This window comes from Nocardioides mesophilus, from assembly GCF_014395785.1.
Lineage (GTDB): Bacteria > Actinomycetota > Actinomycetes > Propionibacteriales > Nocardioidaceae > Nocardioides_B > Nocardioides_B mesophilus.
Genome location: NZ_CP060713.1, coordinates 4,243,851 through 4,261,902, shown reverse-complemented (window position 1 = coordinate 4,261,902; position 18,052 = coordinate 4,243,851). Strand labels below are relative to the sequence as shown.

Below are 18,052 nucleotides of genomic sequence, written 5' to 3'. Positions count from 1 at the left end.
TCAGGAAGCAAGCACGCTGTCGTCGAGGGTGATGACCACCTTGACGTCCTCGCCCGGGGGCCGGTCGAACGCGGTCGGCGCCTCGGCGAGGGGAACCGTGGTCGTGATGAGCCGGTGCAGCCACTCGGGTTCCGCCTCGGCGAGGGCGGCCGCCGCCAGGTGGTAGTGACGAAGGTTCGCGTTGACCGAGCCCACGACCGCGTCGTTCTCCAGCACCACCTCGCGGTTCAGGGCGCGGGCGTCGATCTGCAGCCGGCGAGCGCCGGAGGACACGCCGGTAAGGCAGACGATGCCGTAGGAGCCGGTGGAGGCGATGGCGTCGAAGACGAGCTGCCCGACTCCGGTCGCCTCGATGACGACGTCCGGGCACAGCTGCCGGGCGACGTCCTCGACGCTGGAGTGGTGGTAGGTGGCGCCGAGGTCGCGCACCAGGTCGGGCTTGGGCCCGTCGGTGAGTCGGTCGAGCACGTGCACGTCGAGCCCGCGCTGGACACCGATCAGCGCGGCCAGCAGCCCGATCGGACCCGCGCCGGTCACCAGCACCGTGCGCGGCTCGAACCAGGCCCGTTCCCCGATCCGGTCGACCTGCTCCCAGGCCTTGGCGACCACGCTGGTGGGCTCGGTCAGCACACCGGTGAGCCCCAGGTGTGCGGCCACCTTGACGGCGAAGTGAGCGGGAACCGTCCACAGCTCGCTGGCGTAGCCGTCGAGCTCCTTGATCCCGCGCTCGGTGTAGCGCCCGTTGCGGCACATGTCCCACTCGTCATGCGCGCACGCGCCGCACGGCTCCGGGTCCGGTCGGCGAACGACCCCGGCCACCAGGTCGCCCGCGACGAAGCCGCTGCCATCCGGAGCGTGCTCAACCCGTCCCAGGGACTCGTGACCCAGCGTCAAGCGGTCCCGGCCGGGGGGCGCCCACCCGTAGTCACCGCGCACGATCTCCTTGTCGGTCCCGCAGACCCCGACGGCCAGCCCTCGCACCAGCAGCTCGTCCGGGCCGGCCTCAGGCTCCGGGACGTCGTCCACCCGTAGGGATCGGGGCGTTCTCGGCTGCACCGTCAGTGCGCGCAATTGATGACATCCTTCAGTAGCCGCGTCGCGCGACTCGCTTCTGAGTCGTAGCGGGTGTGCAGGAGTCCTACCCATTCGAGGGGGATGCATGCGGACGCGCATGGACCGGCAACAGGGGAGTTCGCAGCACGTTGCTGGGGTGCGCCCTGACGATGACGACTCTCGCGCATGGTGGATCTATCGTGGGTCGTCGCACGGCCCGTCGCACGAACCTCTCAAGGAGGGCATTCTGAGCACCGCGCTTTCTCGCGAACCGGCAGGTCAGGACCCGGACAGGGGTGAATGCCGGCCGCAGGCCGTCCTGTGGGACATGGACGGCACCCTGGTCGACACCGAGCCGTACTGGATCGACGCCGAGTACGCCCTGGTCGAGGAGCACGGCGGCACCTGGAGCCACGAGCACGCGATGAACCTGGTCGGCAACGACCTGCTCGACTCGGGTCGCTACCTGCGCGAGCACTCCGGCATCGACCTCGACGCCGCGGTGATCGTCGAGGAGCTCCTCGACCGGGTGGTGGCACGTGTGCTGGACGAGGTGCCGTGGCGGGCGGGAGCCCGCGAGCTGCTCGAGGACCTGCGCTCGCACGAGGTGCCGCTGGCCCTGGTGACGATGTCGTACCAACGGTTCGTCGCACCGATCCTGGCCGGGCTCCCGGAAGACGTCTTCGACGTGGTCGTGACCGGTGACCTGGTCTCCCAGGGCAAGCCCCACCCCGAGCCCTACCTCACCGCAGCCGCCAAGCTCGGTGTCGACCCGACCCGGTCCCTGGCGATCGAGGACTCCGCCACCGGCGCCCGCTCCGCGGTGGCCGCGGGCTGCTCGGTCGTGGTGGTGCCCAACCACGTGCCGGTGCCGGCGGGCGAGCGCCGGATCCTCACCGAGACGCTGGTCGGCCTCGACGCGCTCTCGCTGTTCGCGCTGCCGGGCCGGGCCGGCCACCCCGGCTGGTCCTAGCGCCCGGAAGCACGCGGGAGACCGGAGCCAGGTCAGCTCCGCGCCTGCTCCAGCACGAAGATCCGCAGCCGGCGGCCGGTGATGCGTGTCTGGTACTTGCGGTACCCGATGTACAGCTTCTCCGAGCGGGCCAGCACCTCGGCCTGCTCGGGCTCGGTGGCCGGGCGGGCCAGGACCTGCACCGAGGTGCCCCGGTAGGAGAGCGTCGCCACCGGGTCCGCCTCCAGGTTCAGCACCCACGCGGGAGTCGACGGCTGCCCGAAGTTCGTGCCGAGCAGGGCAAGGGTGTCGTGGTGCGGGATCGCGATCAGGTGTGTGGTGCGGGGCAGCCCGCTCTTGCGGCCGGTGGTGGTCAGGTCCACGACCGGCAACCCGGCCAGCAGGCCCGGCACGGTGTGGCGGTGGTGGCTCACGCGCTGCACCCAGGTATCCAGGGGCGGCAGGACCCGCGAGAAGAACCAGGCGCCGCCCCGGGAGGCCACCAGCACCTGGAGCGCTCGCTGGGCGCGGTTGGCGGTGCCGAAGCGGTAGTCCATCTCGTCTGCCACGCTCATGGGCCGAGCGTAGGGGCGCGATCCGGTCGCGTCAGGAGAACTCCGCCGAGCCCTCCGCGGCGAGATCGACCGGCGCCGGCTCGACCGCCACCGGCTCGGGCAGCGGTGGCGTCGTACCGCCCCACTCGGGACACAGCGCCTGGTGGGCACACCAGCCGCACAACGCCGACCGGCGGGGCTGGAAGTCACCGGACTCCTGGGCGCGCTTGATCGCCGACCACAGCGCCTCGACCTTGCGCTCCGTGGCGAGCAGGTCGCTCTCGTCGGGGGAGTAGCGCAGCACCTCGCCGTTGCCGAGGTAGATCAGCTGCAGCATCCGCGGGACCACGCCCCGGGTGCGCCAGATCACCAGCGCGTAGAACTTCATCTGGAAGAGCGCCTTGGCCTCGAAGGCCTCGGCCGGGGACCGGCCGGTCTTGTAGTCCACCACCCGGATCTCGCCGGTCGGGGCGACGTCGAGGCGGTCCACGAAGCCGCGCAGCAGCAGCCGGGACTCCAGCAGCGTCTCGACGTAGAGCTCGCGCTCGGCCGGCTCGAGGCGGGTCGGGTCCTCGAGCGTGAAGTAGCGCTCCAGCGACTCGCCGCAGGAGGCCATCCAGGCGCTGATCTCCGGCCCCTCGGGGCCGAACATCTCCGCGACCCGGGGATCGGCCTCGAGGACCTCCTCCCAGGCCGGCTGGAGCATCCGGGAAGCCCGGTCGGAGGTGCGCTCCGCCGCCGGCAGGTCGAACAGGTTCTCCAGCACCTTGTGCACGACGGTGCCGCGCACGGCGTCCGGGGAGGACGGCTCGGGCAGCTTGTCGATGGTGCGGAAGCGGAACAGGAGCGGACAGGTCATGAAGTCCGATGCCCGGCTCGGGGAGAGCGACCCGAGGACGTCGACCCCGTCGACGACCGTCCCCTCGGTGACGTGTGTGCTCATGTCGACGACCCTAGGTGGTCGCGCCGACAGAACCGGGACGGACCGTCGCGATAGTTTGGGGGCGTGGCATCACCAGGGGCGGACCCCAGCAGGCAGCCGGCGCCGACGCGCCCACCAGGCACGCTCCGGATCGGCCAGGTCGGGGGGATCGACGTCCTCGTCCGGTCCTCGTGGTTGATCGTGGCGGTCCTGATCTCGGTGCTCATCGCACCCGCGATCGAGCAGGTGGCCCCGGGGCTGGGGGCGTGGACCTACGTGGCCGGCGGCGCCTTCGCCGTCCTGCTCTACCTCTCGGTGCTGCTGCACGAGATCTCGCACGCCCTGATGGCCCGGCGCTACGGCCTTCCGGTCCGGTCCATCACGCTGCATTTCCTCGGCGGTGTGACCGAGATCGACGGGGAGCCGGACACCCCCGGACGCGAGTTCGGCGTCTCCGTCGTCGGCCCGCTGACCTCGGTCGCGATCGGGCTGGTCTTCTTGCTGCTGCTCCCCGTGACGCCCTCCGGGTTGCTGGAGCTGGCCGTGGAGATGCTCGCCACCGCCAACCTGATCGTCGGCGTGCTGAACCTCGTGCCCGGCCTGCCGCTCGACGGCGGCCGGGTGCTGCGCGCGGGCGTGTGGAAGGCCACCGGCGACCCGCACCGCGCGACGATCGTGGCGGGCTGGGGCGGCCGGGTCGCGGCCGTGGCCGCCCTCGGCTACCCGCTGGGCCGCGAGCTGGTGACCGGGCAGCCCACGCTGATCAGCGACTACGTCCTGGCGCTGGTGATCGCCGCCTTCTTGTGGAGCGGGGCGACCGCCGCCATCGTCTCGGCCAAGGTCCGCCGCCGGCTGCCGGTGCTCGCCGCCCGGCAGCTGGCCCGCCGGGCGCTGCAGGTTCCCGGCGACCAGCCGCTCTCCGAGGCTGTCCGGAGGGCCCAGGAGGAGCGGGCCGGCAGCATCCTGGTCCTCGGTCAGGACGGTCGTCCCACCGCCGTGGTCAGCGAGGCCGCCGTCCTGGCCACCCCCGACGAGCGGCGTCCGTGGATCCCGGTCAGCTCGGTGGCGCGCACCCTGCAGCCCGGGCTGTTCCTGGCGGCGGACCTCGTCGGCGAGCCGCTGATCCGGGCCATGCAGCGCACGCCCGCATCTGAGTACCTCCTGCTCGAGCCGGACGGCACCGTCTACGGCGTGCTGGTCACCGAGGACGTCGACCGGGCCTTCGCCCGCGCCGCCTGAGGCCGGCGGCGCCCCCGATAGGCTCCGGCGCATGCCCATCCCCCTCGAGCCCTCGTCAGACCTGTCCCCGGACGCCCCCGAGGAGCCCGCCGACGCAGCCACGACCTTGCCCGACCCGACCTGGTCCGGGGTAAGACGTGGCCCGCTGCAGGAGGGCGAGTGGGTCCGGCTCACCGACACCAAGGGACGCCGCCACAACATCTGCCTCGAGGCCGGCAAGCGGTTCTTCTCCAACCGCGGGCACCTCGAGCACGACGACCTGATCGGCCGCGAGCAGGGCTTCACCATCGTCTCCTCCGCCGGGGGCGAGTACCTCGTGTTCCGTCCGCTGCTCACTGAGTTCGTGGTCTCCATGCCCCGCCAGGCAGCGGTCGTCTACCCCAAGGACGCCGCCCAGATCGTCGCGATGGCCGACGTCTTCCCGGGCGCGCGGGTGGTCGAGGCCGGGGTGGGCTCCGGCGCGCTGACCTGCTCGCTGCTGCGCGCCGTCGGACCGGAGGGCCGCGTCTCGTCGTACGAACGCCGCCAGGAGTTCGCCGACGTGGCCCGGCGCAACGTCACCCAGTTCTTCGACGGCGACCACCCCGCCTGGCAGCTCACCGTCGGCGACCTCGTCGAGGCAATGGCGGAGGAGGACGGGTCGGTCGACCGGATCGTGCTCGACATGCTCGCGCCCTGGGAGTGCGTGGACCGGGTCGCCCGGGCGTTGGCCGCCGGCGGGATGGTGTGCGCGTACGTCGCCACCACCACCCAGCTGAGCAAGACCGTCGAGACGCTGCGCGCCCACGGCGGCTTCACCGAGCCGCACCCGTGGGAGACGCTCGTGCGGGACTGGCACGTCGAGGGGCTCGCCGTCCGCCCCGGCCACAAGATGGTCGGGCACACCGGCTTCCTGGTCACCGCGCGCCGGCTGGCGCCGGGGGAGACCGCCCCGGTCCGCAAGCGGCGCCCCGCCCCGGGCGCGTACGGCGTCGACTACGACGGTCCGCGCCCCGGTGGCCTGCCGCCCGCCGTGGCCGAGGAGCCGTTCGACGCCTGAGCGGCCCGCGCGCGGCGGCAGGTCACGGGCCGGGGACAGGACGACGACGAGACAACTATTGGTCGCCGACACGTCTGACGTTCCTTGTCACAACGCTTCGCCGCGCGGGTAGTGTCGCTCGCAGGCGAGACGTCCATTGCAGTGGAGGTGACTGTCATGCCCGCGTCGGACAACGACATGAACAGGCCTGGATCGCGCACGCGCGACGAGCTGGAGAGCCAGCTCGGCTTCCTGGAGGACGAGGTCAGGGACCTGCGCCGCCGGCTCGCGGAGAGCCCGGTCCACTCGCGCTCGGTGGAGCAGCGGCTCGCCGAGACGCAGCGCTCGCTGGCGGCGGTGACCAGCCAGAACGAGCGGCTGGCGCAGACGTTGCGGGAGGCCCGCGACCAGATCATGACCCTCAAGGAGGAGGTCGACCGGCTGGCGCAGCCGCCGGCCGGCTTCGGCACCTTCCTGGGCAGCAACGAGGACGGCTCGATCGACGTCTTCACCGGGGGGCGCAAGCTCCGGGTGAACGTCAGCCCGACCATCGAGCTCACCGACCTGCGCCGCGGCCAGGAGGTCATGCTCAACGAGGCCCTGAACGTCGTCGCCGCCCTCGACTACGAGGAGATCGGCGAGGTCGTGATGCTCAAGGAGGTCCTGGCCGACGGCGACCGGGTCCTGGTCATCGCCAACGCGGACGAGGAGCGCGTGGTCCGGCTCGCCGAGCCGCTGCGCGCCATCACGTTGCGTGCGGGGGACTCGCTGCTGCTGGACTCCCGCTCGGGCTACGTCTACGAGAAGGTGCCGAAGTCCGAGGTCGAGGAGCTGGTCCTCGAAGAGGTCCCGGACATCGCCTACGAGAGCATCGGCGGCCTCCGCGGCCAGATCGACCAGATCCGCGACGCCGTCGAGCTGCCCTACCTGCACCCCGACCTGTTCAAGGAGCACCAGCTCAAGCCGCCCAAGGGCGTGCTGCTCTACGGCCCGCCCGGCTGCGGCAAGACCTTGATCGCCAAGGCGGTGGCGAACTCGCTGGCCAAGAAGGTGGCGGCCAAGACCGGCCAGGAGGGGAAGTCCTACTTCCTCAACATCAAGGGCCCCGAGCTGCTCAACAAGTACGTCGGCGAGACCGAGCGGCACATCCGGCTGGTCTTCCAGCGGGCCCGGGAGAAGGCCAACCAGGGCACGCCGGTCATCGTGTTCTTCGACGAGATGGACTCGCTGTTCCGCACCCGCGGCTCCGGTGTCTCCTCCGACGTGGAGAACACGATCGTGCCGCAGCTGCTCAGCGAGATCGACGGCGTCGAGGGCCTCGAGAACGTCATCGTGATCGGCGCCTCGAACCGCGAGGACATGATCGACCCCGCGATCCTGCGTCCCGGACGCCTGGACGTGAAGATCAAGATCGAGCGGCCGGACGCCGAGTCGGCCCGCGACATCTTCTCCAAGTACCTCCTCACCTCGCTGCCGCTGCACGCCGAGGACCTCGCCGAGTTCGGCGGGGACCGGGAGGCGTGCGTGGCCGCGATGATCCAGGCCACCGTGGAGCGGATGTACACAGAGACCGAGGAGAACAGGTTCCTCGAGGTCACCTACGCCAACGGCGACAAGGAGGTCCTGTACTTCAAGGACTTCAACTCCGGCGCGATGATCCAGAACATCGTCGACCGGGCCAAGAAGATGGCGATCAAGGACCTGCTCGAGACCCAGCAGAAGGGGCTGCGGGTCACCCACCTGCTGCAGGCCTGCGTGGACGAGTTCAAGGAGAACGAGGACCTCCCCAACACCACGAACCCGGACGACTGGGCCCGGATCTCGGGCAAGAAGGGCGAGCGGATCGTCTTCATCCGCACGCTGATCACCGGCAAGCAGGGCACCGAGCCGGGACGCTCGATCGACACGGTCTCCAACACCGGCCAGTACCTCTAGACCAGGCAGGCGAGCCGGCCGGCCCGACCCGTCGGGGTCAGCCGGCCGGCTCGGTCACGTCGGCGACGGTCGCGTCGAGGGCCGCCACCAGGTCGGCCGCGTCCAGGGTGAGCGCCACGCCGGGCCCGCCGCCGCCGATCGAGACCGCACCGGCCACGTGCTCGTCGGCGATCACCGGCCATGCGTGGGTGCTGCCCAGCGGGGTGATCGTGCCGCGCACGTAGCCGGTCACCTCTAGTGCCACCTCGGCGCTCGGCATCGAGAGCCGGTTCACGCCGAGCACTGCCCGCAGCTTCGGCCAGGCGATCTCCCGGCCGCCCGGGACCAGGACGAACCGGTAGTCGTCGTCGGCGAGCCGCACCACCAGCGTCTTCACGATGGCCTCGGGTGGGAGACCGCGCGCGGCCGCCGCCTCCTCCAGCGAGCGCACCGGGCCGTGCCGGGTCACCTGGTGGGCCAGGCCGAGCACCTCGGCGGCGGCGAGGGCGCGGGGGGACTCGTCGGTCATGGGCGCACGCTAGCGCCTGCTCGTCGGCGCCGGGCCTACGGCGGGTGGTCGGCGCCGCCGGGCCCGGGCGTTCCCCAGGGACCGGTGCGGCCGTCCGCGTAGTCTCGGGACATGAGCGTGCGACGGGTGATGGGGACCGAGACCGAGTTCGGCATCTCGGTGCAGGGGCAGCCCACCGCCAACCCGATGGTGGCTTCGTCCCAGGTGGTCAACGCCTACGCCTCCTCGACGCTGCGCGCCCGTCGTGCCCGCTGGGACTTCGAGGAGGAGTCGCCGCTGCGCGACGCCCGCGGCTTCGACATGTCCCGCGAGGTGGCCGACCCCTCCCAGCTCACCGACGAGGACCTCGGGCTCGCCAACGTCATCCTGACCAACGGGGCCCGCCTCTACGTCGACCACGCCCACCCCGAGTACTCCACGCCGGAGTGCACCACGCCGCTCGACATCGTGAAGTGGGACAAGGCAGGGGAGCAGGTGATGCTCGACGCCGCCCGGTTCGCCGGCGCCCTTCCCGGCGCAGCCCAGCTGCTGCTCTACAAGAACAACACCGACAACAAAGGTGCGTCGTACGGCGCGCACGAGAACTACCTGATGCGCCGCAGCACGCCGTTCGGTGACATCGTGCGGCACCTCACGCCGTTCTTCGTCAGCCGGCAGGTGATCACCGGTGCCGGCCGCGTCGGGATCGGGCAGGACGGCCGCGACCACGGCTTCCAGCTCAGCCAGCGCGCCGACTACTTCGAGGTCGAGGTAGGTCTGGAGACCACCCTCAAGCGGCCGATCATCAACACCCGGGACGAGCCGCACGCCGACCCGGAGAAGTATCGCCGCCTGCACGTGATCATCGGGGACGCCAACCTCGCCGAGGTGTCCACGTACATGAAGGTCGGCATGACCTCGCTCGTGCTGGCGATGATCGAGGACCGCTTCATCGGCCGCGACCTCGCGGTGCACCAGCCCGTGCGCGCGCTGCGCGCGGTCTCCCACGACCCGACCCTGCGGCACCTCCTGAGGATGGAGGACGGCCGCACGCTGACCGCGGTGCAGCTGCAGCGCGAGTACCTCGACCTCGCCCGCAAGTACGTCGAGGACCGGTACGGCGCCGACGCGGACCCCCAGACCCAGGACGTGCTGGCGCGCTGGCAGTCGCTCCTGGACCGGTTGGAGGAGGACCCGTTCCTGTGCGCCCGGGAGCTCGACTGGGTGGCCAAGCTCAAGCTCCTGCAGCAGTACCGCGACCGCGACGGCCTGGACTGGGACGACGCGAAGCTGCACCTGATCGACCTGCAGTACGCCGACATCCGGCCCGACAAGGGGCTCTACCACCGGCTGGTGGGGATGGGCCGGATCGAGCGCCTCCTCGGTGACGCCGAGGTCGCCGAGGCGATGCACCGACCGCCCGAGGACACCCGCGCCTACTTCCGGGGTCGGTGCCTGGAGCAGTACGCCGACCAGATCGCGGCGGCCTCGTGGGACTCGGTGATCTTCGACCTGCCGGGCCGCGAGTCGCTGCAGCGCGTGCCCACCGTCGACCCGCTGCGCGGCAGCCGCGCCCACGTCGGCGAACTCCTCGACCGTTGTGACACAGCAGAGGCCTTGTTCCGTGCGTTGACCGGCTAGGGTCGGAGGCGTCGTCCCACCGTCGCGGAGGAGTCGCTCATGGCACAGGAGCAGAAGCAGCCCAAGAGGTCCTCGGAGTCCGAGGAGGCCCCGGAGGTCGCGGCCGCCGGCGAGGTCGCGGACCGCAAGGAGCAGCTCGACGAGGACATCGACGCGATCCTCGACGAGATCGACGACGTGCTGGAGACCAACGCCGAGGACTTCGTGAAGTCGTTCATCCAGAAGGGCGGCGAGTAGGCCTCCATGAGCGATCGTCTCTCCGGGCGGCTCTCCGCTGCCTTCCTCGCGCCCGGTTCGTCCTCGTTCGCGGAGTTCCTCGCCCACCAGGCCCCCGAGCTGCTGCCCAGCCACCGCTCGCTGCCCCAGGGGAACGCCGCCGAGCTGGCTCCGCACGGGACCACGATCGTCGCGGCGACGTACCCCGGCGGGGTGGTGATGGCCGGTGACCGGCGCGCGACGATGGGCAACATCATCGCCCAGCGCGACATCCAGAAGGTCTTCCCCGCCGACGAGTACTCCGCCGTGGGCATCGCCGGCGCCGCAGGCCTCGCGGTGGAGATGGTGCGGCTGTTCCAGACCGAGCTCGAGCACTACGAGAAGATCGAGGGCACGACGCTGTCGATGGACGGCAAGGCGAACCGGCTCGCCGCGCTGATCCGCTCCAACCTCGGGATGGCGATGCAGGGCCTGGCCGTGGTGCCGCTCTTCGCCGGCTACGACCTCGTCGGCCGGCAGGGCCGGATCTTCTCCTACGACGTCACCGGCGGCCGCTACGAGGAGACGGCCTTCCACTCCGTCGGCTCCGGGTCGCTGTTCGCTCGCGGCTCGCTGAAGAAGCTCTACCGCGAGGACCTCGACGAGGAGGGCTGCGTGACCGCGCTGGTGCAGGCGCTGTACGACGCCGCCGACGACGACTCGGCAACCGGCGGGCCGGACATGACCCGGCGGATCTTCCCGGTCGTCACCGTGATCACCGGGGACGGGCTGCGCCGGCTGCCCGACCAGGAGGTCGCCGCCATCGCCGACCGCGTGATCGCCGCGCGCATGCAGCGCCCCGACGGCCCCGTGGCCTCCCTGACCTAGTCCGGCCGACCGTGCCGTCGAGCCTGCCCCTTCCTGAACGCGAGGATCACCCATGACGATGCCGTTCTACGTCTCGCCCGAGCAGCTGATGAAGGACCGGGCGGACTTCGCCCGCAAGGGCATCGCCCGCGGCCGCTCGGTCGCCGTCATCCAGTACGCCGACGGGATCATGTTCGTCTCGGAGAACCCGTCCCAGGCGCTGCACAAGGTCAGCGAGATCTATGACCGGATCGCGTTCGCCGCGGTGGGCCGCTACAACGAGTTCGAGAACCTCCGGATCGCCGGGGTCCGGCTGGCCGACATGCGCGGCTACGCCTACGACCGCCGCGACGTGACCGGCCGGGGCCTGGCGAACGCCTACGCGCAGACCCTGGGCACGATCTTCTCCAGCGGCGGCGAGAAGCCCTACGAGGTGGAGATCTTCGTCGCCGAGGTCGGGGACGCGGTCGCCGACGACCAGATCTACCGGCTCACCTACGACGGCCAGGTCGCCGACGAGCACGACTTCGCAGTGATGGGCGGCGCGGCGGAGTCGGTCACCGCGCACCTGCGGGAGCACTTCGTCCTGGGCGCATCGCTCGCCGACGCGCTGCGGGTCGCCGTGGCGGCCCTCGGTCACAGCGACAGCGGCGACCGGGTCATCCCGGCCTCGGACCTCGAGGTGGCGATCCTCGACCGCACCCGCACCCAGCAGCGCAAGTTCAAGCGGCTCACCGAGGAGCGCCTCGAGCGGATCCTCGGAGGGAGCGGTGACGGCGGTCCGGAGGCCGGCCCCGCCGCTGAGCTGCCGTCGGGAGCGCCGGCCGAGGGCCCGGCCGCCAGTGCGGAGAGCGACTCGCCGGTGGCCCCGCCGGTTTCGCCCCCGGTCTCGCCGCCGGTGGACCGGTCCGGTCCACCGCTGGACTGAGCGGGGCTGGTTCCGCGAGTCGCTGACGGGGGTTGCGTACGGCGCCTAGGGTGGGACCCGTGGACCGCCGGATCTTCGGGATCGAGAACGAGTACGGCGTCACCTGCACGTTCCGCGGGCAGCGACGCCTCTCGCCGGACGAGGTTGCCCGCTACCTGTTCCGCAAGGTGGTCTCCTGGGGCCGCAGCAGCAACGTGTTCCTGCGCAACGGCGCCCGGCTCTACCTCGACGTCGGCAGCCACCCGGAGTACGCCACCCCCGAGTGCGACGACCTCGTCGACCTGGTCGCCCACGACAAGGCGGGGGAGCGGGTGCTCGAGGGTCTGCTCGTCGACGCCGAGCGGCGCCTGCACGACGAGGGCATCGCCGGCGACGTCTACCTGTTCAAGAACAACACCGACTCGGCCGGAAACTCCTACGGCTGCCACGAGAACTACCTCGTCGGACGGCAGGGGGAGTTCAGCAAGCTCGCCGACGTGCTGATCCCGTTCCTGGTCACGCGCCAGATCATCTGCGGCGCCGGCAAGGTGATCCAGACCCCGCGCGGCGCGATGTACTCCGTCAGCCAGCGCGCCGAGCACATCTGGGAGGGCGTCTCCAGCGCCACCACCCGCAGCCGGCCGATCATCAACACCCGCGACGAGCCGCACGCCGACGCCGAGCGCTACCGGCGCCTGCACGTCATCGTCGGGGACTCCAACATGAGCGAGACCACGACGCTGCTCAAGGTGTCCTCCTGCGACCTGGTGCTGCGGATGATCGAGGAGGGCGTGGTGATGCGCGACCTCACGATGGAGAACCCGATCCGGGCGATCCGCGAGATCTCGCACGACATGACCGGACGCCGGAAGGTGCGGCTGGCCAACGGCCGCGAGGCAAGCGCGCTCGACATCCAGCAGGAGTACCTCACCCGCGCCCGCGACTTCGTCGACCGCCGCGAGATCAGCACGCCGGTCATCGAGCGCACGCTCGACCTGTGGGAACGCACGCTCAAGGCGGTGGAGTCCGGGGACTTCGGTCTGGTCGAGCGCGAGATCGACTGGGTGATCAAGTGGAAGCTGATCGACCGCTACCGCGCCCAGCACGGCCTCCCGCTCAGCCATCCCCGGGTCGCGCAGCTCGACCTGGCCTACCACGACATCCACCGCGGCCGCGGCCTCTACTACCTGCTCGAGCGTCGCGGAGCGGTCACGCGGGTCACCGACGACCTGCGCATCTTCGAGGCGAAGACGCTGCCGCCGCAGACCACCCGCGCCCGCCTGCGCGGCGAGTTCATCAAGCGAGCGCAGGAGCGCCGGCGCGACTTCACCGTCGACTGGGTGCACCTCAAGCTCAACGACCAGGCCCAGCGGACCGTCCTGTGCAAGGACCCGTTCCGCGCGCACGACGAGCGGGTGCACAAGCTCATCGAAGGCATGTGACCTCCGTCCCGTCCGGCCTCCGCGCCGGTCGCTGGGAACGGAGTGCTTGGCCGTCCCGGCTATCGTGGCGCCCGACCCCCCACCGAAACTTTCTCGAGGTGTTCCCGTGCCCCGTCGCCCACTCGCGATGAGCGTCGTCTCCGTGCTCCTGCTCGCCACCGCTGCCTGCGGGGGTGGGTCCGGATCCTCCGAGAAGGCCGACACCGCCAGCGACACCAAGGCCCTCGCCGGGGTGAGCGTCGACGGCGAGGTCGGCACCGGCCTGGAGGTCAAGCTGGACAAGCCGGTCAAGACCGACGGAGTGAAGTCGGAGGTGCTGACCACCGGCGACGGCGACCCCGTGAAGGCGAACGAGGTGGCGCTGCTGCAGCTCTACATCGGCAACGGCACCAGCGGGCAGAAGGCCGTCAACACCTACGACGCCGGCCCGCCCGTCCAGGTGACGATGAGCGAGGGCCAGCTCTTCCAGGTGCTCCTGGACGCCGTGGTGGGCGAGCCCGCCGGCAGCCGGGTGGCCATCACCGCCCCGGCCAGCGACGTCTGGGGCGCTCAGGGCGCCCCGCAGCTGAAGATCGGGCCGGACGACACGGCGGTGTTCGTCGCCGACATCGTCTCGGTGCCGCCGACCGAGGTGCTGGACGGCCCGGAGGGCAAGCAGCTCGAACCGCCGGCCGACGCGCCCACGGTGATCGAGAAGGACGGCGCCGTCACCGGCTTCGACTGGTCGACCGCGCCCGAGAAGGCACCCCAGAAGCTGACCGTCATCCCGCTCATCGAGGGCGAGGGCCCGCCCGCCCGGGCCGGCTCGATGGTGACCTTCGACTACTTCGGCTCCGTCTACGGGTCCAAGAAGCCGTTCGACGAGTCCTACAGCCGTGAACCGGCCGCTTTCGGGGTCGGCGTCGGCGGGCTGATCCCGGCCTGGGACAAGTCCATCCCGGGCCTCAAGCGCGGCAGCCGCGTCTTGATCATCGCGCCGCCCGGGGAGGCCTACGGCGACCAGCCGCGCGAGGGCATCCCGGCCAACTCGACGCTGGTCTTCGTCGTCGACGTGCTCGGCGTCTCCTGACTCCACACGCGGCGTGGGGCCGCCGGGAGCCGGTGACCCGCTGAGGTAGGTTTCGCAGCGGGCGACCGGCCGGGGGTCGGTGTCCGGGAGCGGCGACCAGACGAGGGGATCACGTGACGGCACGCAAGAGCGAGCGTCTGCTCAACCTGCTCATCACCCTCCTGGTCGCCCGCAGCTACGTCGGCAAGGACCGCATCCGCGAGGTCATCGAGGACTACCGGGAGGCGGGCGACGAGGCGTTCGAGAAGATGTTCGAGCGGGACAAGGAGGAGCTCCGCTCCCTCGGCATCCCGCTCGAGGTCGGCTACCTCGACCGCGCCTTCGAGGACGAGCCGGGCTACCGCATCGAGCGGTCCGCCTTCGAGCTCCCCGAGATCGACCTGGAGCCCGACGAGGCCGCGGTGGTCGGCCTGGCGGCCCGTGTCTGGCAGCACGCCGGCCTGGCGGCGGCCACCTCGGACGCGCTCGTCAAGCTCAAGGCGGCCGGCGTGACCGTGGACCGGGAGGCCCTCGACGTCGTGCAGCCGCAGCTCACCGCGGACGAGCCGGCCTTCGAGGCGCTGTGGGACGCGACCCGCACCCACACCCCCGTCTCCTTCGACTACCGCGCCTCCCGGTCGCCGGAGACCACGACCCGGCACCTGCAGCCGTGGGGGGTCGTCTCCTCCAACGGCCGCTGGTACGTCGTCGGGCACGACGTGGACCGCGAGGACGTCCGGCTGTTCCGGCTCTCGCGGGTGCAGGGAGAGGTCCGCAGCGAGGGCCGGGCCGGCGGCTACGACGTGCCGCCGGACACCGACATCCGCGCGCTCACCCGACGGCTCGCGCCCGCCCCCGCGGACCGTTCCGCCGTGCTGCGGGTCCGGCCCGGCGCCGGCCACGGGCTGCGTCGACGGGCCCGTCCCGCTCCCGAGGCCGCGCCCGGGGTGAGCGCCGGCATCGCCCCGGGGAGCACCGAGGGCTGGGACCGGCTCGAGGTGGCTTTCGCCTCGACGGACGCGCTGGCCGACGAAGTGCTGGGCTACGGCGTCGACGTGGTCGTCGAGACGCCCGTCGAGGTGCGCGACCTGGTCGTCGCCCGGCTGCGCGGGATCGCGACCGCCCCCGGGAGCGCGGCATGAGCGGGGCCCGGGAACAGGTGGCCCGGCTGCTGGCGCTGGTGCCCTACATCCAGGCCCGGCGGGAGGTTCCGGTGGCGGAGGCCGCCGCGGAGTTCGGCGTCTCGGCGGGCCAGATCGCCCGCGACCTCAACGTGCTGTGGTTCTGCGGCCTGCCCGGGCTGGGCATGGGTGACCTGATCGAGGTCGACATGGACGCCCTGGAGGGAGAGGGGGTCATCCGGGTCTCGAACGCCGACTACCTGACCCGTCCGCTCCGGCTGGACAGCTCGGAGGCGTCGGCCCTGATCGTCGCGCTCCGCGCGCTGCGGGAGACCGGCGGCGCCGAGGTCCGCCCGGTGGTGGACCGCACGCTGGGCAAGCTCGAGGCGGCGGCCGGCGACGCGGCGGCGCTGGCCGCGCACGTCGACGTGCACCTGCCGACCCAGGACTCCGGGCTGGCCGCCGTACGCTCCCGGCTCGGCCAGGCCCTCGAGCGCGGGGTGCAGGTCCGACTGGACTACTACGTCCCGGCCCGCGACGAGTCCACGGCCCGCACCGTCGACCCCCTGCGGCTGGTGAGTGCAGAGGGCCACGACTACCTCGAGGCGTGGTGTCACTCGGCGGAGGGGCAGCGGCTGTTCCGCCTGGACCGGATCTCCTCCGCGGAGCTGCTCGACACGCCCGCGCAGCAGCACGACGTGGCGCCGCGCGACCTGTCCGCGGGGCTGTTCCAGCCCTCGCCGGAGGACCTGCTGGTGACCCTGCTGCTGGAGCCGCAGGCCCGCTGGGTGGCCGAGTACTACCCCACCGAGCGTGTCGAGGAGGCCCCCGGTGGCCGGCTGCGGGTCGATCTGCGCGTCGGCGACCCGGCCTGGCTGTCCCGGCTGCTGCTGCGGCTCGGCTCCTCGGTGAGCGTCGAGCAGCCCGCCGCGATCGCCGACGACGTCCGCCGCACGGCCGTGGCCGCGCTGGCGCACTACACCTAGGCCAGGGCGCTACCATGGCAACGGCGACCACGACGTAGATGAGGACCTCATGAGCAGCTCCCTCGCAGTACCCATGGCGATGAACCTCGGCCCCACCGAGATCTTGCTGATCCTCCTCGTGCTGGTGCTGCTCTTCGGTGCCAAGAAGCTGCCGGAGCTGGCCCGCGGGAGCGGCCGCGCGCTGCGGATCTTCAAGGCCGAGACCAAGGGCCTGCTCGACGACGAGGACGACGACAAGAACGCGAAGTACAAGACCGAGGAGCAGCGCCAGATCGAGGCACGGCGCACGACCGAGGCCGCGGGTCACTTCGAGACCACCGACGACCAGTACCGCCACGACACCGAGCGCTGATCCGCGCCGGTCCTCCCTCGCCTGATGTCCACAGCAGGAGTTCTGCGGCTTTTCCGTGTCAAGCCGCAGCAGCCGGTCGGCGAGGACGGCCGGATGGCCCTCGCCGACCACCTCCGGGAGCTCCGCGCCCGGCTGCTGATCGTCACCCTGGTGCTCACCGTCGGGATCGTGGTGGCCTGGTTCTTCTACGACCAGCTGTTCAACCTGCTGCTCGACCCCTACGAGAGCGCCCGCGCCAAGCTCAAGGAGCAAGGGGTCCGCACCGAGCCGGTCGTCACCGGGGTGGCGACCTCGCTGATGCTGCAGCTGAAGATCAGCGCCATGGCGGCGGCGGTGCTCACCAGCCCGATCTGGCTCTACCAGATCTGGGCCTTCGTGATGCCGGGCCTGCACCCGCACGAGCGGCGCTGGACCAAGCTCTTCGCCGTCGTGGCGGGACCGCTGTTCGTCGCCGGCGTCGCGGTCGGCTACTACGTGCTGCCCAAGGGCATGGAGGTGCTGATCGGCTTCACCCCGGCCTCGATCCAGAGCCTGGTGGACTTCGGGGACTACTTCCGGTTCATCACCCGGATGATGCTGGTCTTCGGGGTCGCCTTCGAGATCCCGCTGTTCGTGGTGCTGCTGAACCTGGCCGGCGTGCTGCCCGCCAAGACGCTGGTGGCCTACCGGCCCTGGATCGTGGTCGGCACCTTCGTGTTCGCCGCCGTGGCGACGCCCTCGACCGACCCGTTCTCGATGCTGATGCTGGCGATCCCGATGACGCTGCTGTTCCTGGTCTCGGAGCTGATCGCCCGGTTCGTGGACCGGCGTCGGGCGCGGAACCGGCCGGCGTACGACGAGCTCGACGACGAGGAGGCCTCGGACATCGAGGGCCCCGACGGCGACATCAGGCGGTCCGACCTCGACGAGGACGACTGAGCGGTGCACGAGGCGAGCGTCCGTGACGTCGACCCCTTCGACCTGCCGGACTGGCTCGGCACCGGTGACGTCACCTGGACCGCCGGCACCGGGCTGCACACCGGCCACCTGGTGCGCGGCGAGCTCTCGGGGGAGGACGGCCGGCTGACCTGCGACCTGCTGGCCGCCGACCGGGCGTTCCCGCAGCCGGTGCTGGACGAGGAGTGGCGCCGCCGGGCGCACCAGGCGTGGACCTACGGCCAGGTCGTGCTGGTGGACTACGACGACCGGCTGACCCTGGCCGTGCCGGGAACGGCCTTCTCCGCCGAGCTCGCCCTGGACGCCGTGGGCCGGCTGGCCAAGGCGGTCGGCGCCCGTCCGGGCCGGTTCCTGGTGGCGCTGCGCCTCTGAGCGCCTCGTCTGCCCTAGCCTGGAC

General features: G+C 71.5%; 19 protein-coding genes. 15 read left to right on the top strand and 4 right to left on the bottom strand.

Annotated features, from left to right (window positions below):
• The gene (locus H9L09_RS20360; RefSeq protein ID WP_246456136.1) at positions 1-1,026 is read right to left on the bottom strand and encodes a glucose 1-dehydrogenase; all 1,026 of its coding nucleotides are present in this window, start codon (positions 1,024-1,026) and stop codon (positions 1-3) included.
• A 355-nt stretch (positions 1,027-1,381) separates the two neighbouring features.
• Here H9L09_RS20360 and H9L09_RS20355 point away from each other — a divergent pair, with 355 nt between their 5' ends.
• Positions 1,382-2,026 (top strand): HAD family hydrolase, encoded by a 645-nt coding sequence (locus H9L09_RS20355; RefSeq protein ID WP_246456135.1) that lies wholly within the window; start codon positions 1,382-1,384, stop codon positions 2,024-2,026.
• 32 nt (positions 2,027-2,058) lie between these two features.
• Here the strand turns inward: H9L09_RS20355 and H9L09_RS20350 are convergent, their stop codons facing one another.
• Both H9L09_RS20350 and H9L09_RS20345 read right to left on the bottom strand, forming a co-directional pair.
• Positions 2,059-2,580, bottom strand: a complete 522-nt coding sequence (locus H9L09_RS20350; RefSeq protein WP_187578598.1) for a nitroreductase family deazaflavin-dependent oxidoreductase — start codon at positions 2,578-2,580, stop codon at positions 2,059-2,061.
• A gap of 31 nt (positions 2,581-2,611) precedes the next feature.
• Positions 2,612-3,502, bottom strand: a complete 891-nt coding sequence (locus H9L09_RS20345) for a RecB family exonuclease (protein ID WP_187578597.1) — start codon at positions 3,500-3,502, stop codon at positions 2,612-2,614.
• A 63-nt stretch (positions 3,503-3,565) separates the two neighbouring features.
• On the opposite strand from H9L09_RS20345, the gene H9L09_RS20340 reads away from it, so the two are divergent.
• From H9L09_RS20340 to arc, 3 genes are all read left to right on the top strand, one after another.
• The gene (locus tag H9L09_RS20340) at positions 3,566-4,720 is read left to right on the top strand and encodes a site-2 protease family protein (protein ID WP_223164139.1); all 1,155 of its coding nucleotides are present in this window, start codon (positions 3,566-3,568) and stop codon (positions 4,718-4,720) included.
• A 31-nt stretch (positions 4,721-4,751) separates the two neighbouring features.
• Complete coding sequence (locus tag H9L09_RS20335; protein ID WP_187578596.1) at positions 4,752-5,759, top strand: tRNA (adenine-N1)-methyltransferase; 1,008 nt, start codon at positions 4,752-4,754, stop codon at positions 5,757-5,759.
• Between the two features lie 156 nt (positions 5,760-5,915).
• Positions 5,916-7,673, top strand: coding sequence for a proteasome ATPase (gene arc, locus H9L09_RS20330; protein WP_187578595.1), 1,758 nt, complete (start codon positions 5,916-5,918; stop codon positions 7,671-7,673).
• Positions 7,674-7,710: 37 nt separating this feature from the next.
• Here arc and H9L09_RS20325 read toward each other — a convergent pair whose 3' ends face one another.
• Positions 7,711-8,181, bottom strand: a complete 471-nt coding sequence (locus H9L09_RS20325) for an aminoacyl-tRNA deacylase (protein ID WP_187578594.1) — start codon at positions 8,179-8,181, stop codon at positions 7,711-7,713.
• 111 nt (positions 8,182-8,292) lie between these two features.
• Between H9L09_RS20325 and dop the strand changes: the two genes are divergently transcribed.
• The 11 genes from dop (at position 8,293) to H9L09_RS20270 (ending at position 18,027) form a co-directional block, all read left to right on the top strand.
• Positions 8,293-9,801, top strand: a complete 1,509-nt coding sequence (gene dop / locus H9L09_RS20320; RefSeq protein ID WP_187578593.1) for a depupylase/deamidase Dop — start codon at positions 8,293-8,295, stop codon at positions 9,799-9,801.
• Between the two features lie 39 nt (positions 9,802-9,840).
• Positions 9,841-10,038 carry a ubiquitin-like protein Pup gene (locus H9L09_RS20315; RefSeq protein ID WP_187578592.1) on the top strand — a complete coding sequence of 66 codons (198 nt, stop codon included), beginning with the start codon at positions 9,841-9,843 and terminating at the stop codon, positions 10,036-10,038.
• Between the two features lie 6 nt (positions 10,039-10,044).
• The gene (gene prcB, locus H9L09_RS20310; RefSeq protein ID WP_187578591.1) at positions 10,045-10,884 is read left to right on the top strand and encodes a proteasome subunit beta; all 840 of its coding nucleotides are present in this window, start codon (positions 10,045-10,047) and stop codon (positions 10,882-10,884) included.
• Positions 10,885-10,936: 52 nt separating this feature from the next.
• A complete protein-coding gene (gene prcA, locus H9L09_RS20305) occupies positions 10,937-11,791 on the top strand; it encodes a proteasome subunit alpha (protein WP_187578590.1) in 855 nt (284 codons plus the stop codon).
• Between the two features lie 59 nt (positions 11,792-11,850).
• Complete coding sequence (gene pafA / locus H9L09_RS20300; protein WP_187578589.1) at positions 11,851-13,212, top strand: Pup--protein ligase; 1,362 nt, start codon at positions 11,851-11,853, stop codon at positions 13,210-13,212.
• A 106-nt stretch (positions 13,213-13,318) separates the two neighbouring features.
• Positions 13,319-14,281, top strand: a complete 963-nt coding sequence (locus H9L09_RS22325) for an FKBP-type peptidyl-prolyl cis-trans isomerase (protein ID WP_187578588.1) — start codon at positions 13,319-13,321, stop codon at positions 14,279-14,281.
• A gap of 113 nt (positions 14,282-14,394) precedes the next feature.
• Positions 14,395-15,402 carry a helix-turn-helix transcriptional regulator gene (locus tag H9L09_RS20290; protein ID WP_187578587.1) on the top strand — a complete coding sequence of 336 codons (1,008 nt, stop codon included), beginning with the start codon at positions 14,395-14,397 and terminating at the stop codon, positions 15,400-15,402.
• A complete protein-coding gene (locus H9L09_RS20285) occupies positions 15,399-16,367 on the top strand; it encodes a helix-turn-helix transcriptional regulator (protein ID WP_187578586.1) in 969 nt (322 codons plus the stop codon). The genes H9L09_RS20290 and H9L09_RS20285 overlap by 4 nt, the downstream gene beginning before the upstream one ends.
• Before the next feature lie 49 nt (positions 16,368-16,416).
• On the top strand, positions 16,417-16,719 hold the full coding sequence (gene tatA, locus H9L09_RS20280; RefSeq protein WP_281390788.1) for a Sec-independent protein translocase subunit TatA: 303 nt from the start codon (positions 16,417-16,419) through the stop codon (positions 16,717-16,719).
• Between the two features lie 93 nt (positions 16,720-16,812).
• On the top strand, positions 16,813-17,637 hold the full coding sequence (gene tatC / locus H9L09_RS20275) for a twin-arginine translocase subunit TatC (RefSeq protein WP_246456134.1): 825 nt from the start codon (positions 16,813-16,815) through the stop codon (positions 17,635-17,637).
• A gap of 3 nt (positions 17,638-17,640) precedes the next feature.
• Positions 17,641-18,027: a hypothetical protein gene (locus H9L09_RS20270; RefSeq protein ID WP_187578584.1), complete on the top strand. Its 387-nt coding sequence runs from the start codon at positions 17,641-17,643 to the stop codon at positions 18,025-18,027.
• Positions 18,028-18,052 lie beyond the last annotated feature (25 nt).

Excerpts from the sequence above, each read along its gene's own strand:
- H9L09_RS20355 (WP_246456135.1), top strand. The coding sequence starts at position 1,382 with ATGGACGGCACCCTGGTCGACACCGAGCCGTACTGGATCGACGCCGAG.
- H9L09_RS20350 (WP_187578598.1), bottom strand. The coding sequence starts at position 2,580 with ATGAGCGTGGCAGACGAGATGGACTACCGCTTCGGCACCGCCAACCGC.
- H9L09_RS20345 (WP_187578597.1), bottom strand. The coding sequence starts at position 3,502 with ATGAGCACACACGTCACCGAGGGGACGGTCGTCGACGGGGTCGACGTC.
- H9L09_RS20335 (WP_187578596.1), top strand. The coding sequence starts at position 4,752 with ATGCCCATCCCCCTCGAGCCCTCGTCAGACCTGTCCCCGGACGCCCCC.
- arc (WP_187578595.1), top strand. The coding sequence starts at position 5,916 with ATGCCCGCGTCGGACAACGACATGAACAGGCCTGGATCGCGCACGCGC.
- H9L09_RS20325 (WP_187578594.1), bottom strand. The coding sequence starts at position 8,181 with ATGACCGACGAGTCCCCCCGCGCCCTCGCCGCCGCCGAGGTGCTCGGC.
- dop (WP_187578593.1), top strand. The coding sequence starts at position 8,293 with ATGAGCGTGCGACGGGTGATGGGGACCGAGACCGAGTTCGGCATCTCG.
- H9L09_RS20315 (WP_187578592.1), top strand. The coding sequence starts at position 9,841 with ATGGCACAGGAGCAGAAGCAGCCCAAGAGGTCCTCGGAGTCCGAGGAG.
- prcB (WP_187578591.1), top strand. The coding sequence starts at position 10,045 with ATGAGCGATCGTCTCTCCGGGCGGCTCTCCGCTGCCTTCCTCGCGCCC.
- prcA (WP_187578590.1), top strand. The coding sequence starts at position 10,937 with ATGACGATGCCGTTCTACGTCTCGCCCGAGCAGCTGATGAAGGACCGG.
- H9L09_RS20285 (WP_187578586.1), top strand. The coding sequence starts at position 15,399 with ATGAGCGGGGCCCGGGAACAGGTGGCCCGGCTGCTGGCGCTGGTGCCC.
- tatA (WP_281390788.1), top strand. The coding sequence starts at position 16,417 with ATGAGCAGCTCCCTCGCAGTACCCATGGCGATGAACCTCGGCCCCACC.
- tatC (WP_246456134.1), top strand. The coding sequence starts at position 16,813 with ATGGCCCTCGCCGACCACCTCCGGGAGCTCCGCGCCCGGCTGCTGATC.